Here is a 15,370-nt window from a genome sequence, read left to right as displayed (position 1 = left end):
CCACGCTGGCGGCCGTCAATCCGGTGTCGCCTGCTCGGTCCGGCGCGTGGCCCGCGGGCCACGCTGAGTTGGTGGCCCGGCCGGACGGCCAGGGCCCGCCCCGCCCATGGCGGGCAGGGACGGCAGGGCAGGGATGGTGGGTGTTTCGGGGTCGGTGTGGACCGTGCCGAGCTCGGTCGCCCCGGCGGCGACGTGCCGGCCGATCTCCTCGGTGAGCCAGTCGATCGACTCGGCCGGGTCGCGGGCCGCCTCGCAGAGCCAGTCGAAGACCTGGCCGTACCGCTGCAGCACCGGTGCGTCGTTGACGATGAAGTCGGCGGCCAGCGTCTCGATCGCCACCGCGCTGGGGTCCTCCGGGTCGGCGAATTGGTAGATCGAGAAGGCGGTCTCGGACAGGAACCACGAGGCGATCGTCGCGTTGGGCGGCAGCACCCGCAGGGTGACGTTGGCCAACGTGGCCATGTTGCGCAGGTGCTGCAGCTGCTCGACCATGACGTCGGGGGGCCCGCAGCGCAGGCCGAGCGCGGACTCCTCCAGGACGGCCGTGTAGCGGGGCAGCCCGTTGCCGCGCAGCAGCATGGACTGCCGGGACTGGCGGGCGGCGACCTCGGTGTCCGGATCGTCGGCGTTGCGTTTCGGGCCGGTCGACCGGTGACCCGCCGACTTCGCGCCGGTGGTCTTGGTGCCGGCCGCCTGCTGCGTGACCGCCGTCGGCCGCTCGGCGGTGCCGCCCAGTGGCCGTGCCGCCAGGATGCGGACCTTCGCGTAGGCCGGTGTCTGCAGCAGCCCGGGAATGATGACCGCGCCGTACTCCTGGATCGCGATGGAGCCGGCCTCCAGTTCGGCGTACGCCCGTTGCCGGCTGGTCATCACCTTGTACGCGCTGAGGAATGCCCGCGTGTTGCCGGCGTCCCGGGCGATCGCGACCAGCTCGTCGCGTTCGTCGCCGGAGACGCCGTACAGATCGAGCAGATCCATCACATCGCCGACTCCTGGGCGGCTGCGCCCGTTCTCCAGTCTGGAGAGCTTGGACGCAGACGCCCAGTTGACCCGTTCGATCACCTGCTCGCCGGTCAGTCCGGCACCTTCTCGCAGCCGCCTCAGCTCGCTGCCGAGTCGGCGGCGACGCAGGGTCGGGCTGGGTATGGGCTGCTCGGGCTGCACCGGAAACTCCCCCCGATCCGTTGATGTCCGCCATTGTCGCGGCGATGTGCGTCGCGGCCCGAAACAGTATGGACCGGTTGCTGCCCGGATGGGGTCCTCTGCCGGGCGTGTTAGCCAACTGCGACGTTGTGGACGGTGGGGACGGACCGTGAGTGCGACTCAGCTCGTCGTGATCTCCGCCAGGCGCTGCTTGACCTGAACGATGCTCGGGTTCGTCAATGCCGAACCGTCGGCAAACCGTACCGTCGGCACCGTCTGATTGCCGCCGTTGACGCCCATCACGTAGGCGGCGGCGTCGGTGTCCCGCTCGATGTCGATCACCTCGTACGGGATCTTCTCCCGGTCGAACTGCGACTTCAGTCGGTGGCAGTAGCCGCACCAGCTCGTCGAATACATGGTCAACATCGGTTGATCCTCCCAGTCGGGGACGGTGTCCGGCCCGGGTGGGCGCCCGGGCTAGCCGGTGCAACGTCGGGCGGGGCTGCGATGATTCCTACCCGTGACGGAGTACAGCGACCCAGGTCCCGAACGCGTACTGGCCGGGCTGGACCCGGAGCAGCGTACGGCGGTGGTCGCGCCGGCTGTCCCGGTCTGCATCCTGGCCGGCGCGGGCACCGGCAAGACCCGGGCGATCACCAGCCGGATCGCCTACCGGGTGCTGTCCGGCGAAATTTCGGCCCGGCAGGTGCTGGCGGTCACCTTCACCGCGCGGGCGGCGGCCGAGATGCGGGCCCGGCTCGGCGCGCTGGACGCCGGCGCGGTGCAGGCGCGTACCTTCCATGCCGCCGCGCTGCGCCAGGTGCGCTACTTCGCCCCCCGGCTGCTGAGCGGCCGGCAGATGCCGGAGCTGCTGGACAGCAAGGTCCGACTGGTCACCCTCGCCGCCGGGCGGGTCGGGGTGCGTACCGACCGGGCCGCCGCCCGCGACCTGGCCGGTGAGATCGAGTGGGCGAAGTCGTCGATGGTCGAGCCGGGCGAGTACGCCGTCGCGGCGGCCAAGGCCCTGCGGGAGACCCAGCACGATCCGGCCAAGGTCGCGGAGGTGTTCGCCGGCTACGAGCAGATCAAACGGGCCAACGGGGTGATCGACTTCGAGGATGTGCTGCGGGCGGCGATCTGGGGGATCGAGGAGCACTCCGACGTCGGTGAGCAGGTACGCGCGCAGTACCGCCACTTCGTGGTCGACGAGTACCAGGACGTCAACCCGCTGCAGCAGCGCCTGCTGGAGGCGTGGATGGGGCGGCGTGCGGACCTTACGGTGGTCGGTGACGCGAGCCAGACCATCTACTCGTTCACCGGGGCCACCTCGGCGTACCTGGTCGACTTCGCCCGCCGGCACCGCGACGCGGTGGTGGTCCGGCTGGTCCGCGACTACCGCTCGACGCCGCAGGTGGTGGGGTTGGCCAACGCCGTCATCAAGCAGGCCCGCGGCACCGAGGCCCGGCTGCGGCTGGAGCTGGTCGGCCAGCGCCCGCCCGGCCCGGAGCCGGACGTGCGGATCTTCACCGACGAACCGGCCGAGGCCACGGCGGTCGCGGCCCGCTGCGCGCAACTGATCGAGGCGGGTACGCCGGCCGCCGAGATCGCCGTGCTGTTTCGGACCAACGCTCAGTCCGAGGCGTACGAGAAGGCGTTGGCCGAGGCGTCGGTGCCGTACACGGTGCAGGGCGCGGAGCGGTTCTTCGAGCGCGCCGAGGTACGCCAGGCGATGGTGGCGCTGCGTTCCGCCGTCCGGTCGACGCCGGGTGAGACGCCGTTGGTGGAGGCGGTCGTGGCCGCGTTGTCCGCGACGGGGTGGGCGCCTGACCAGCCGCCGCCCGGTGGCGCGGCACGGGAGCGCTGGGAGGCCTTGGCGGCGTTGGTGCAGTTGGCTGAGGAGACCGCCGCGCAGCCGGTGCTGGTGCCGGTCGGGGAGGCGGCGGTCAGCGAGCGGTCGGTGTCGTTGGCCGACTTCTGCGCCGAGTTGGCGCGTCGGGCGGCGGCGCAGCACGTGCCGACGGTCGCCGGGGTGACGCTCGCGTCGCTGCACTCGGCGAAGGGCCTGGAGTGGGACGCGGTGTTCCTGGTCGGGCTCGCCGACGGGACGCTGCCCACCACGTACGCCCGGACGCCGGAGCAGGTGGAGGAGGAGCGCCGGCTGCTCTATGTCGGGGTGACCCGGGCCCGGCAGTGGCTCTGGCTCTCCTACGGGGTGGCCCGCTCACCCGCCGGCCGGGCCCGCCGGCCGTGCCGGTTCCTGCCGCAGCTGGACCGCTCCGACGCAGGCGGCGGCGGCGCGCAGCGCGGCGCGGCGTCAGGGGACAAGCCGGGCCAGCGGCGTCGCGGGCAGCCGGTGTCCTGCCGGGTCTGTGGGACGACCCTGCTGGCCGGGGTCGACCGCAAGCTCGGTCGGTGCGCCACCTGCCCGTCCGATCTGGACGAGGAGCTGCTGGAGCGGTTGCGGACGTGGCGTTCGCGGGTGGCGGGGGAACAACGGGTCCCGGCGTACGTGGTATTCACCGACGCGACGCTGCTGGCGATCGCCGAGCGGCTGCCGGGCGGCGACGCCGAACTGCTGGCGATCGCCGGGATCGGGCCCCGCAAGCTGGGCCTTTACGGCGAAGCGGTGCGTCTGCTGGTCGCCGGCGCAGCGGTAGATGATCTTGCTCCGCAAAAAAGTTCGGAATCCGACCCGGAAAATGGTTTGCCCCCGGCCACGCAAGAGGCTTAGCCTCAGTTCACACCTCGCGAGCAGTGGCGTTCTGGCTGCTCGACCGGGGTGCCCAGGGTTTCCGTGACGAGTTCAGGCAGGAGATGACGACGATGGCGATCAATTTGACTCCGACGTCGGCGCTGACTGCTGCCTGCGCTTCGACGGTCGGCGGCTATCTGACCGACGTCGCGACCACCGGTCTGTCGACCGGGGCGCACCAGGTGCAGCTCCAGCCAACCCGCAACGTCCAGCTCACCGCCGCCGCGGTGCCCACCGGTCCGACCGGTCGGCGCCAGATCGTCGAAGAGCAGGCCCAGGGGGCGCAGGCATGGCTGCGGCACCGTGGCGCGTCGGTAGTGACGGCGAGCAACGGCAGCATCAGCTCTGAGGGCAGCGTCCGCACCACCGTCCCGACGGTCAAGAAGCCGTTCATGGATGCTGCCCGCGGTGTTCCCCCTCGAGGAAGGCCGGTCTGACACAGACCAACCGGCTCACCTCGAGGCCGCGGAACCCGTAACCGGGATCCGCGGCCTTAATTTTTTGCGACCGCACAGGTACTAGCACGTCGGAAGCGATCTACAAGATCGAAGCGAAAGAAAGAGGTGACCGGGCGATGAGTCTGGCGTTGGCCACTCTCGACCGCAGTGTCTCCCAGCCCCAGCGTCGGCCGGCCGCGACCGGCCAGCCGGAGGTGCTGGCGGGCCTGCCGTGCCGGAAGTTCGACCCTGACCTGTGGTTCTCCGACTCCCCGACCGAACTGGAGCTGGCCAAGTCGCTCTGCGTGGACTGTCCACTGCGGGTGCAGTGCCTGGCCGGCGCGGTCGAGCGGGCCGAGCCGTGGGGCGTCTGGGGTGGCGAGATCTTCGAGCGTGGTGCCGTGGTGCCACGCAAGCGGCCGCGTGGCCGCCCCCGTAAGGAGGACGTCGCCCGTGACGAGGCCCTGCAGGTCGAGGTCGCGGCACGGATGGCGGCCGACGGAGTCGGCGACTCCCACCGCGCCGTCCGGTTGGCGGCCTGACATGCATCCGAACACGGCGATCGCCGGCCGGACGCCGGCGGCACCCACCAGCACCGTGAACAGCAATTCCGTACCGACCGTCCCAGGAGTATCCGTCATGCATCTGCTCTACGAAGCGCTCTCCCGAACGCGAATGCAACCGCCTCAGGCCGGCACCGCGCGCACTGAGGCAACCCGACCCGCCCGTATCGTCGCGATGCAGGCCCGGCACCGCTGGGCCGGCATCCTCGGCGGGCGCTGACCGAGTCGGGCCCCGACCACGGGGCCCGACCGGCCCGACTCACCCCGACGCGGGGCTGCCGGGACGATCTCCCGGTGGCCCCGCGTCGTACAGTTCGGCCCGTGCTGGTCAGTTTGCCGGCGCGAAGCCGGGCAGCCAGCGTTCGACGACCTCCCGGTACGGCGCCTTGGCCTCCAACTGGCTGAGCACCCCGATCGAGCCGAGCGTCACCCGGTGGATCAGCAGGTACGCCGGCGGCAGGTTGAGATGCCGGCTCAACTGGTACGCCGGTGACTTCGGGTTGGCCAGCCGGGTCGCCTCGTCGCGCAGCCACCGCCGGGTGAACTGGAACTCCTCGGCCGCCAACGGAGCGAGCATCGGCAGCAGGAAGTCCAGCACCGCGTGGGCGTCGATCGGGGTGTCCGCCTTGATGAAGCCCTCGTCGCGCAGGCCGGCCACCACCGCGTCGGCGTCCCCGTCGAGCGCCAGCCGGACCAGCCGGCCGATCGGTTCGGGGTGCCCACCGGGCAGCCGGGCCACCGCCCCGAAGTCGACCACCCCGAGCCGGCCGTCGGCGGCCAGCCGGAAGTTGCCCGGATGCGGGTCGGAGTGCAGTAGGCCGGCCCGGGCCGGGGCGGAGAAGTGCAGGACGGACATCAGCCGGCCGGCGTGGTCGCGCTGCTCCGGCGAGCCGTCGGCGATGATCTTTGAAAGCGGTGTGCCGTCGATCCACTCGGTGACCAGCACCCGGGGCGCGGCGGCGAGTACCGCCGGCACCAGGATCTCGTCGTCGTCGGCGTACGCTGCGGCGAACGCCCGCTGTGACTCGGCTTCCAACTCGTAGTCCAGCTCCTCGGCCAGCCGGTCCCGCAGCTCGCCCAGCAGCGGTTTGATGTCCAGACCGGGCTGGATGGCCCGGAACAGCTTGCTCAACCGGGCAAGTTGGTTGAAGTCGGACAGCAGTGCGTCGCCGGCACCGGGATACTGCACCTTGACCGCGACCGCCCGACCGCCGTCGGAACCGTCGCGCCAGCTGGCCCTGTGCACCTGACCGATGCTGGCCGCCGCGGCCGGATGATCGTCGAATTCGACGAACAGGTCGCGCCAGTCCGCCCCGAGCTGCTCGGCCAGCACCTTGTGCACGCTGGCGGCGGGCAGCGGCGGAGCCGCCTCCTGCAGCTTGGTCAGGGCCTGCCGGTACGGCGCCGCCAACTCCTCGGGCAGCGCCGCCTCGAACACCGACAGCGCCTGGCCGGCCTTCATCGCACCGCCCTTGAGCTGCCCGAGCACGCTGAACAGCTGCTCTGCGGTGCGTTCCTGGATCTCGGCGGACACGACGTCGGAGGCGAGTCCGGACACCCGCTTACCCAGCCCCAGGACGGTACGCCCGGCGAAGCCCAGGGGCAGGGCGGCAAGCTTGGCGGTCCTGGACACGGCCCAGCGCGGGATATCGGTCACCCGGCCATTGTTACCGACGATCGCGTACGGTGACCCCTGCCTGAGAGTGGCTCATGCCACGGCGGCCCGGCGACGGTGCTGACAGCGGCAACCGTGGTGGGCCGACCAGGCGCGGCGGCGTAGCCGCGCGGGGGCGTGCACCTCCACCGCCGCGCCGATCGTCTCCGGGCACCCGCCGTCGACGAACGCCAGGATCTCCGCCGCGCCGATACTGGCGGCGGCGAGCAGGGTCGCGGTGTCACAGGTCGACGCCGGGCCGAGGGCGCACAACTGGGCGGCCAGCTGCGGCCACCCCGGATCCCGGTCACGTCTGTGCAGGTCGAGACAGTTGAGGCAGGGGGTGCCGGCGACCGGCACGAGTGGGCCGACGACCGGCGTGTGGTCGCGGATGTCGACCAGTAGGTGGGCCTGCCGGTGGCGGGCGTGACTCGCGGCGACCAGGTTCGCCGGGCGGTCGGTGCCGAGCAGCACCACCAGGGTGACCCGGCCGCGGCGGATGGGCCCGGTCGCGGTCCCCGGCGCGGCCTCGGCGACGGCTCGGGCAATCTCGTCGCGGCCGGCTCCCGGATCGTCGAGGTCGAGCGCGACATGTCCGATTCCAGCTTCGGCCAGGGCGACGGCGATCGGCCGGGCCAGCCGGCCGCGCCCGGTCAGCGCGATCCGGGCGTACGCGCGGCGGCGCAGGATCTGCGCCGGGGTGCCGGTGCCGCCGCGACCGCGCAACGCGATGGCGGTCGCCTCGGCGGTGAGCCGGGGGCGGGAGCCGGCGGGCAGGCCGGCCGGCAGCAGGGTGTGCGCTCCGACGATCAGTCCGTGGCCGGTCAGGGTGTCGAGCAGTTGCTGGGCCAGTACGCGGGGCAGGCCCAGCCGGTCGGCGGTGTCCAGCACCGCCCGGGTCGGTCGGGTCCCGTCGAGGGCGTCGAGCAGATCGGCCAGCGCCGGGTCGGCCAGTTCCAACAGGACCGCGTGCGCCGGATCGGTGCCGAGCTGCAGGGTGTGCGGGTCCCGCCAGAGGCGGGTGAGGCCAGGAAGCAGGGTGGGCCGCAGCAGCGAATTCGTGGTCATCGCTACAGGCTGTCGCCGTAACGGAACGCTGGGCGGCTCGTTATCCACAGCCTGTGGCTGGCATGGCCTCGGTTGTCCACAGGTTTCGCGTAGTTATCCACAACCCGTCGGTAACTTTGTCAGTCTGGGGACATGACCCACAGTGTTGCGGTGTGGACGCGCGGGAAGGGGCGGCCGGAGCCGCCCCTTCCCGCAGCGCTGGTTCAGACCTTGGCCTTGCCCAAGATCCGGTTCACTGTCGTGCCACAGACCGGGCACTTGCCCTTGGCCATGTTCATCCCGGTCTTCGACACCGCGACGGTGCCCTCGAAGTCGCGCTTTTCCTTGCACTTCACGCAGTAACCGTTGTAGGTCTGGGCCTGGTCGGCCACGGTGCCCTCCTCGTCTCGTCGCCGGGTGGTTGCAGACCCGGCGTGCACCCGCTCGCGACGACCTACCGAGGTGCCGCGCGCTGGGATTTTCTCCGCGGCCACTGTTGACCGCCGGTCCGCGGACCCTACCCAGGACTGGGCGGTTCCATGTCAACAATTCGCCGACACTGTGAGTAAGTCGACGTCGAGAGTGTGCATGCCGGAATACATCGGATAAGTCAGATTCGCAGTGACACGCCGGTAGAAGATCCGCAGGTCACCTTCAGCCGGTGGTCAGAGGTGAAAAGTTTTTCGTGATCGCCTACGGTGATCACAACGACTCGGGCGCGACGTACGGCGGTCGAGTGGGTAACTTTTTTTGCGACAATCAGCCCTAAAAGGGGTGATTTTGTCGCGCTACTCCGTGTCGCCTCTTGCGTTCCCCTAGTCAGTACGGATTAGCGTGCCATCGTGAGCGAAACCCGGGGCTGCGCGAGCCGCTGATGGCGGGGGTGCGCAAGCCGGTCGTCGAGGTGCGGCGCAGTCAGCGTCGCCGCCGGACGGTGTCCGCGTACCGGGAGGGCGAACGCGTCGTCATCCTCATCCCGGACCAGTTCTCCCGGGCCGAGGAGAGCGAGTGGGTCGACCGGATGCTGGCCCGGCTCGCCGCCCGCGAGGAACGGCTACGTCGCTCCGACAGCGAGCTCGTCGCCCGCGCCGGCCGGCTGATCGACCGCTACCTGCCGGAGCACACCCGGGTGGTGGCCCCGGCCAGCGTCCGATGGGTGACCAACCAGAACAGCCGCTGGGGGTCGTGCACGCCGGCGGACCGGACCATCCGCATCTCCCACCGGATCCAGGAGATGCCCGACTGGGTCATCGACTACGTCGTACTGCACGAACTGGCGCATCTGGTCGTGCCGAGTCACAACGCCCGCTTCTGGGAGCTGGTCGGCCGCTACCCCAAGGCCGAACGGGCCCGCGGCTACCTGGAAGGCGTCGCGGCGGCCAGCGGGTTCGTCCTCGCCGACTGACAGCTACAGTGGCCGGGTGCGCCGAGCCGTGGTGATCCTCCTCAACCCGGTCGACTGGTCCCCACCCGGCGTCGACCTGGCGACCTGGCGGGCCGCGTTGGCCGAGGACATGGTCGACCTGCTGGCCACCATGAGCCAGCTGGAACCCGCGATCGCCGGCGTCGAGGCCGACCTGCCGCTGGCCCGGTCGATCGCCTGGCCGGACATGCCGATCTACCAACTGGCCGAAATCTCGATCAACGCGGTGTTGTCCGCCGCTGCCGCCGACGGGTTCGACCAGGCCGCCGTCCTGGCCGCCGACGCACCCGACCTGCCCGGCCTGTTGATCGGCAAACTGCTGCGCCCGCTGACCACCCGGCCAGTGGCGGTGGCCCCCGCCGGTGGCGGCGGGGGACTGCTCGGCGTCGCCACCGGACTGCCGGCGCCGCAATGGCTGCCGCCGCTGGACCTGAGGACGGACCCGGACGTGCTGCGGGCCGCCGCCCCACGCCGGGGCGTGGTCGCGACCACGCCCGCCTGGCGGCGGATACGCGGCCCGGCCGACCTGCCGACGCTCGACCCGGCCGTCGAGGGCTGGGAGACCACCCGCGCCCTGCTCACCACCAGCTGACCACGGCTCGCCGGCCAGGCCGATCCAGCCGGCCCACCAGCCCAGCCGGCCAGGTTGATCCAGCCGGCCCACCCAGCCCAGCCCAGCCGGCCTACTCCGGCGAATCCGAGTCCGGCCGCTTCGGTGACTCCGGTGCCTCGGCCGGCGGCGCGCCGAAGTCCATGTCGCCCAGGTCGAAGTCGAGCTTGGCCTGGGCAAACGCCTCCGGGTCGGCGAAGTCGGTGTCCGAGGGCAGCAGATCGGGGTGGCTCCACACCGCGTCGCGCCCGTCGATGCCCCGGTGGGTGGTCAGCGCCGCCCACAACGCGGTGGCCTCCCGCAGCCGCCGGGGCCGCAACTCCAGGCCCACCAGGGCGGCGAAGGTCTGCTCCGCCGGCCCACCAGCGGCCCGGCGCCGCCGGAACGCCTCGGCCAGCTTCGCGACGTTCGGCAGCCGGTCCGCCGACGAACTGTCGACGACGTGGCACACCCAACCCTCGATCAGCGCCAGTACGGTCTCGATCCGGGCCAGCGACGCCTGCTGCGCCGGGGTGTCCTCCGGCGTGAAGATCCCCTCCATGGCGATCTCCTGCATCGACTCCGGGTTGGTCGGATCGACCCGACCCAGTGCCTCCTCGATCGCCTCCCGGTTGACGGTGATCCCCGAGGCGTACGTCTCCACCGCCGCGAGCACGTGTCCGCGCAGCCACGGCACATGCTCGAACAGGCGTTGATGTGCCGCCTCGCGCAGCGCCACGTAGAGGCGGACCTCGTCCTCGGGCAGTTCCAGGCCGTCCCCGTACGCCCGGATGTTGGCCGGCAGCAGCGCGGCCGTGCCCGCCGGACCCAGCGGCAGCCCGATGTCGCTGGCCGAGAGGACCTCGGTCGCCAGCGAGTCGAGCGCCTGGCCGAGCTGCCCGCCGAACAGTGCCCCGCCCAACGTCGTCATCATCGCGTGCATCGGGCCGAGCTGGCTGCGGGCCTCCGGCGGCACCAGGTCACCCATCGCGCCGACCATCCGCCCGGCGACCGGGTCGCAGAGTTTGCGCCAGACGTCGAGCGTCCGGTAGATCCACTCGTTGCGGTTCCAGGCCACCGATGTCCGGATTCCCGACGGCAACGCCGAGGAAGCCTCCAGCCACAGGTCGGCGACGCGCAGCGCCTCGGTGACCGTGTGCCACTCGTGTGGGTTGACGGCGGGGTCGCCCGCCGAGGCGAGCTGGCTGGCCGCCACCTGGCGGGCCAGATCCCAGTTCACCGGGCCGCCACCGCTGCCCCCGCCAGCGGCGAGCAGCTGCTGCAACTGCGCCATGAACTGCTGCAGCTGCTGCGGGTCATTGGGGTCCGGGGGCTGGCCGCCGGGAAGCTGGAAACCGAACGGAGTATCAGGCACGCCCTCCACGGTACGCGTGTCGCCAGGCCGGACAGGCCAGCTGAGTTCCGCTCAGCGCGAAGCGGCCGGGTCACCGGCTGCGGCGGCGCCGCGCGTGAGCGCGATCGGTACGCTCGGGCGCATGAGACGTCGCGGTGTAACGGTCATCCTCGGCGCGCTGCTCACCGCACTGCTCGCATACGGCGTGTTCGCCGCTCCGGTGCCGTACGTGGTGCTCGGCCCCGGTCCGACGGTCGACACGCTGGGCCAGGACGACGGCGAGGACGTCATCCAGATCTCCGGCATCGACACGTCGACCTCCGTCGGACAGCTGCGGCTCACCACGGTCGGCGTACGGCCGAACGTCGGACTGCGCGAAGCGGTTGCCGGCTGGCTCAGCGACTCCGAGGCCGTGGTGCCGTACGACGCCATCTATCCGCCAGGGGAGACCCGCGAGGAGGTGGAGGAACGCAACGCGGAGGACTTCGCGGCGTCGCAGACCAGCGCGGAGACGGCCGCGTTGCGCCAGCTCGGATACCCCGTCCAGGTGCTGGTCCGGGCGGTCACCCCGGACGGTCCGTCGGTGGGGCTGCTCCAGGTCGACGACGTGGTCACCTCCGTCGACGGCACCCCGGTCAGCTCGGCCACCCAGCTGACCGAGCTGGTCCGGGCCGAGCCGGTCGGGGCGACGTTGACCGTCGGCTACACCCGCGACGGCGAGCCGGGCAGCACCGAGATCACCACCCGCGCCACCGACGGTGGGCCGCCGCGGATCGGCATCGAGATCACCGAGGACCAGCCGCACCCGTTCGAGCTGACCATCGACCTCGACGAGATCGGCGGGCCGAGCGCCGGCCTGATGTTCGCGCTCGGCATCATCGACAAGATCGAGGCGGCGGACCTCACCGGCGGCAAGATCATCGCCGGTACGGGGACCATCGACCACGACGGCAACGTCGGTGCCATCGGCGGCATTCCACAGAAGCTCGTCGGGGCCAGGTCCGCCGGTGCCGTCGCCTTCCTGGTGCCCGAGTCGAACTGCGCCGAAGCGGTGGCGAACGCCGTACCGGATCTGCCGCTGCTGCGGGTGGCGACGCTCGACGAGGCGCTCACCGCGCTCGAGGACCTGCGCGGTGGGCGTGAGCTGACGCTGTGCGACGGCGGCTGACCCCAGAAGCACCGCCCGGCTGACACCGCTCAAGTCGACCTCAATCGGCCCTGAGGTGGACACACCCCGTAGTCTTGGTGCCTGATCGCCAAGGGATCACACCAACGTGCGGAGTGCCAGTCGTGGTCATGCGTAGCAGTCCTATGCCCGGAATGAGCCGTCGGGGCCGTGTCACGGTCGGCGTACTCATCGGGATCTTCCTTTTGTTCACACTACTCGGCTGGGGGGTGAACGCCTGGACCGACTGGTTGTGGTTCAAGGAAGTGGACTACACGCAGGTCTTCACCGGCGTGCTGCTCACCCGGCTGGTGCTGTTCGTCGCGGTCGGGCTGGCGATGGCCCTGGTCATCGGCGTCAACCTGTGGCTTGCGTACCGGCTGCGCCCGGCCCTGCGGCCACACTCGCCAGAACAGGTCAGTCTGGAGCGGTACCGGATGCTGCTGACCCCGCGCATCGGTGCGTGGATCGCGGTGGCGTCGCTGCTGGTCGGGATCTTCGCCGGGCTGTCCGCCCAGAGCCGGTGGAGCCAGTGGATGCTGTTCCGCAACTCCCAGGAGTTCGGCGTCGTCGACCCCGAGTTCGGCATCGACGTCAGCTTCTACGTCTTCGAGTATCCGTTCCTGCGCTACCTGCTGGGGCTGGCCTTCACCGCCGTCGTGCTGTCGGTGATCGGTGGCCTGGCCATGCACTACATCTTCGGCGCGGTCCGGCTGCAGGGCATCGGTGACCGGATGACCACCGCCGCGCGCGCCCACCTGACCTCTCTGGTGGCGATGTTCGTGCTGTTCAAGGCCGTGGCGTACGTGCTGGACCGGCGCGGCATGCTGCTGGAGTACAACGCCGAGGCGGGAATCTACGGTGCCGGCTACGCCGACATCAACGCGTTGCTGCCGGCGAAGGAGATCCTCGCCTACATCTCGATCGTGGTGGCGATCGCGATCGTCGTGTTCTCCAACGCGGTGATGCGCAACCTGGTCTGGCCGGGCATCTCACTGGCGTTGCTGGGCGTCTCGGCGGTGGCGATCGGTGGCATCTACCCCTGGGCGGTGCAGACCTTCGAGGTCAACCCGAGCCTGCGGGACAAGGAGTCGGAGTTCATCGAGCGCGGCATCGTCGCCACCCGGGAGGCGTTCGGGCTGGACATCAGCGAGCAGTCGCCGTACCCGGCGACGAACCTGACCCCGCCGGAGAGCCTGGCCACCGACACCGCCGTGGTGCCGAACATCCGGCTGTTGGACCCGCAGCTGGTCTCCGAGACCTACACCCAGCTGCAGCAGGTGCGTGGCTTCTACGACTTCGGCACCAAGCTCGACATCGACCGGTACACCCTCGGCGACGAGAAGCAGGACTACGTCGTCGGCATGCGGGAGATCAACTATGGCGAGTTGACCGAGCAGCAGAGCAACTGGATCAACCGGCACACCGTCTTCACCCACGGGTACGGCATGGTCGGTGCCCCGGCCAACCAGGTGGTCTGCGGCGGCCAGCCGTACTTCGTCTCCGGCTTCCTCGGCGACCAGGCGCAGGAGCAGTGTTCGTCGTCGACCGAGGAGATCCCGGTCGAGCAGCCGCGGATCTACTTCGGCGAGCAGATGGACGGCACCGACTACGCGATCGTCGGCTCGCCCGGTGACACCAACGTCGAGTTCGACCGGCCGACGAGCAGCGGCGGCGAGCAGTACTACACCTACTCCGGTGAGGGCGGCGTCGAGGTCGGTTCGTTCGGCCGCAAGCTGCTGTACGCGATCAAAGAGCAGGAGACCAACTTCCTGCTCTCCGAGGCGGTCAACGAGAACTCCAAGCTGCTGTACGTGCGTAACCCGCGCGACCGGGTGGAGAAGGTCGCGCCGTTCCTCACTCTGGACGGCGACCCGTACCCGGCGGTGGTGGACGGCCGGATCCAGTGGATCGTGGACGGCTACACCACGTCGGCGACCTACCCGTACTCGGAGCGGGTCAACCTGCAGGCGGAGACCGCCGACGAGCTGACCGGCCAGGGCACTTTCGCGTTGGCCCGGGAGAACGTCAACTACCTCCGCAACTCGGTCAAGGCGACCGTCGACGCGTACGACGGCACGGTGCGGCTGTACGAGTTCGACGACAGCGACCCGGTGCTCAAGGCGTGGAACGCGGCCTTCGGCGGTGAGTTGCTGATCCCGAAGGCGGAGACCCCGCAGTCGCTGCAGGCACACTTCCGCTACCCGGCGGACCTGTTCAAGGTGCAGCGCAACCTGCTGGCCCGCTACCACGTCACCAACCCGGCGGAGTTCTTCTCCGGGCAGGACTTCTGGGAGGTGCCGAACGTTCCGGACGCGCCGGACACCGGAGTCAAGCAGCCGCCGTACTACCTGATGACCCAGTGGCCGGAGCAGGACGAGCCGCGGTTCCAGCTGACCTCGGCGGTGACGCCGGCCGGTCGGCAGAACCTGGCCGCGCTGATCTCCGGGTCGTACGTCGACGGGCAGCCGCAGCTGCAGGTGCTGGAGTTGCCGGATCAGACGGCGATCTCCGGCCCGGTGCAGGTTCACCAGCGGATGACCAACAACGCGGCGATCCGGCAGCAGCTGAACCTGTTGACGTCGAACCAGGCTCAGGTGCAGTACGGCAACCTGCTGTCGTTGCCGTTCGCCAACGGCATGCTCTACGTCGAGCCGGTGTACGTGAAGAGCAACCAGACCAACGCGTACCCGCTGTTGCAGCGGGTGCTGCTCTCCTACGGTGACGGTGGCTCGTACGTGGTGCTCGCCAACAGCGTGCAGGACGGCATCCGGCAGCTGATCGAGCAGGGCCAGGAGGGCGCCCCGCCACCGCCGGAGGAGGGCGAGGGCGAGGGCGAGGAGCCGGGCGGCACGCCGACCCCGACCCCGCCGACGGACCCGGGTCTGATCACGCCGGAGCTGCAGGCGGCGGCCGCCGAGGTCAGCGCCGCGATCGACGAGGCCCGCGCCGCGCAGGCCGCCGGGGACTTCCAGCGGTACGGCGAGGCGCTGGCCCGGCTGGACGCCGCGATGACGGCGTTCCAGGCGGCCCAGCAGGCGGCCGGGATCGGCGGTGCTGGTGCTCCACCGCCGTCCGCCGACCCCACACCGTCCGCCGACCCGACGCCGACGGGCTGACCGACGCCCCGCGCGCCCGCACTTCCCCCGACGATCTTGCACTTATCGAGAGGTTTTGTCCGATATGTCCAACGATAAGTGCAAGATCGTCGGGATCTTGGGGGTCGTTTTGCGGCGGGCCGAC

Annotated in this window: 14 protein-coding genes; 8 read left to right on the top strand and 6 right to left on the bottom strand. The window is 70.6% G+C overall.

Translation table 11 applies throughout. The annotated features are described in order from the left end of the window. Window positions 1-15: 15 nt before the first annotated feature. Complete coding sequence (locus ACFHVL_RS17770; RefSeq protein ID WP_416629167.1) at window positions 16-1,164, bottom strand: helix-turn-helix domain-containing protein; 1,149 nt, start codon at window positions 1,162-1,164, stop codon at window positions 16-18. 159 nt (window positions 1,165-1,323) lie between these two features. Next, window positions 1,324-1,569, bottom strand: a complete 246-nt coding sequence (locus tag ACFHVL_RS17765) for a mycoredoxin (RefSeq protein WP_326555438.1) — start codon at window positions 1,567-1,569, stop codon at window positions 1,324-1,326. Window positions 1,570-1,663: 94 nt separating this feature from the next. Here ACFHVL_RS17765 and ACFHVL_RS17760 point away from each other — a divergent pair, with 94 nt between their 5' ends. The 4 genes from ACFHVL_RS17760 to ACFHVL_RS17745 all read left to right on the top strand — a co-directional run bounded on the left by ACFHVL_RS17760 (window position 1,664) and on the right by ACFHVL_RS17745 (window position 5,115). Further along, entirely contained in the window at window positions 1,664-3,874 is a 2,211-nt protein-coding gene (locus ACFHVL_RS17760) for an ATP-dependent DNA helicase UvrD2 (protein ID WP_416629165.1), read from the top strand. Window positions 3,875-3,897: 23 nt separating this feature from the next. Beyond that, window positions 3,898-4,332, top strand: coding sequence for a hypothetical protein (locus ACFHVL_RS17755; RefSeq protein ID WP_416629164.1), 435 nt, complete (start codon window positions 3,898-3,900; stop codon window positions 4,330-4,332). Between the two features lie 137 nt (window positions 4,333-4,469). Further along, window positions 4,470-4,874 carry a WhiB family transcriptional regulator gene (locus ACFHVL_RS17750; protein ID WP_416629163.1) on the top strand — a complete coding sequence of 135 codons (405 nt, stop codon included), beginning with the start codon at window positions 4,470-4,472 and terminating at the stop codon, window positions 4,872-4,874. A 1-nt stretch (window position 4,875) separates the two neighbouring features. Continuing rightward, window positions 4,876-5,115, top strand: a complete 240-nt coding sequence (locus ACFHVL_RS17745) for a hypothetical protein (protein ID WP_416629161.1) — start codon at window positions 4,876-4,878, stop codon at window positions 5,113-5,115. Window positions 5,116-5,223: 108 nt separating this feature from the next. Here ACFHVL_RS17745 and ACFHVL_RS17740 read toward each other — a convergent pair whose 3' ends face one another. The 3 genes from ACFHVL_RS17740 to ACFHVL_RS17730 all read right to left on the bottom strand — a co-directional run bounded on the left by ACFHVL_RS17740 (window position 5,224) and on the right by ACFHVL_RS17730 (window position 7,988). Then, window positions 5,224-6,552, bottom strand: a complete 1,329-nt coding sequence (locus ACFHVL_RS17740) for an ABC1 kinase family protein (protein ID WP_416629160.1) — start codon at window positions 6,550-6,552, stop codon at window positions 5,224-5,226. A 51-nt stretch (window positions 6,553-6,603) separates the two neighbouring features. Next, on the bottom strand, window positions 6,604-7,617 hold the full coding sequence (locus tag ACFHVL_RS17735; RefSeq protein WP_416629158.1) for a hypothetical protein: 1,014 nt from the start codon (window positions 7,615-7,617) through the stop codon (window positions 6,604-6,606). A 203-nt stretch (window positions 7,618-7,820) separates the two neighbouring features. Continuing rightward, a complete protein-coding gene (locus tag ACFHVL_RS17730) occupies window positions 7,821-7,988 on the bottom strand; it encodes a DUF5679 domain-containing protein (RefSeq protein WP_281553399.1) in 168 nt (55 codons plus the stop codon). Between the two features lie 482 nt (window positions 7,989-8,470). On the opposite strand from ACFHVL_RS17730, the gene ACFHVL_RS17725 reads away from it, so the two are divergent. Beyond that, on the top strand, window positions 8,471-9,001 hold the full coding sequence (locus ACFHVL_RS17725; RefSeq protein WP_416629157.1) for a M48 family metallopeptidase: 531 nt from the start codon (window positions 8,471-8,473) through the stop codon (window positions 8,999-9,001). Between the two features lie 16 nt (window positions 9,002-9,017). After that, window positions 9,018-9,611 (top strand): hypothetical protein, encoded by a 594-nt coding sequence (locus tag ACFHVL_RS17720; RefSeq protein WP_416629156.1) that lies wholly within the window; start codon window positions 9,018-9,020, stop codon window positions 9,609-9,611. Between the two features lie 91 nt (window positions 9,612-9,702). Here the strand turns inward: ACFHVL_RS17720 and ACFHVL_RS17715 are convergent, their stop codons facing one another. After that, window positions 9,703-10,983 (bottom strand): zinc-dependent metalloprotease, encoded by a 1,281-nt coding sequence (locus ACFHVL_RS17715; protein WP_416629155.1) that lies wholly within the window; start codon window positions 10,981-10,983, stop codon window positions 9,703-9,705. A gap of 121 nt (window positions 10,984-11,104) precedes the next feature. On the opposite strand from ACFHVL_RS17715, the gene ACFHVL_RS17710 reads away from it, so the two are divergent. Further along, window positions 11,105-12,130, top strand: coding sequence for a PDZ domain-containing protein (locus tag ACFHVL_RS17710; RefSeq protein WP_416629153.1), 1,026 nt, complete (start codon window positions 11,105-11,107; stop codon window positions 12,128-12,130). A gap of 122 nt (window positions 12,131-12,252) precedes the next feature. Beyond that, on the top strand, window positions 12,253-15,246 hold the full coding sequence (locus ACFHVL_RS17705) for a UPF0182 family protein (RefSeq protein ID WP_416629151.1): 2,994 nt from the start codon (window positions 12,253-12,255) through the stop codon (window positions 15,244-15,246). Window positions 15,247-15,370: the final 124 nt, after the last annotated feature.

Origin of the sequence: Micromonospora sp. LOL_023 (genome assembly GCF_048060115.1) — a bacterium.
In the GTDB taxonomy this organism is placed as follows: Bacteria; Actinomycetota; Actinomycetes; order Mycobacteriales; family Micromonosporaceae; genus Micromonospora_E.
The sequence above is the reverse complement of the archived record's forward strand: the minus strand, read 5'-3'. Positions and strand labels throughout refer to the sequence as shown.

Coding starts and splice junctions, on each gene's coding strand:
- ACFHVL_RS17745 (WP_416629161.1), top strand. CDS start 4,876: ATGCATCCGAACACGGCGATCGCCGGCCGGACGCCGGCGGCACCCACC.
- ACFHVL_RS17765 (WP_326555438.1), bottom strand. CDS start 1,569: ATGTTGACCATGTATTCGACGAGCTGGTGCGGCTACTGCCACCGACTG.
- ACFHVL_RS17725 (WP_416629157.1), top strand. CDS start 8,471: ATGGCGGGGGTGCGCAAGCCGGTCGTCGAGGTGCGGCGCAGTCAGCGT.
- ACFHVL_RS17710 (WP_416629153.1), top strand. CDS start 11,105: ATGAGACGTCGCGGTGTAACGGTCATCCTCGGCGCGCTGCTCACCGCA.
- ACFHVL_RS17735 (WP_416629158.1), bottom strand. CDS start 7,617: ATGACCACGAATTCGCTGCTGCGGCCCACCCTGCTTCCTGGCCTCACC.
- ACFHVL_RS17750 (WP_416629163.1), top strand. CDS start 4,470: ATGAGTCTGGCGTTGGCCACTCTCGACCGCAGTGTCTCCCAGCCCCAG.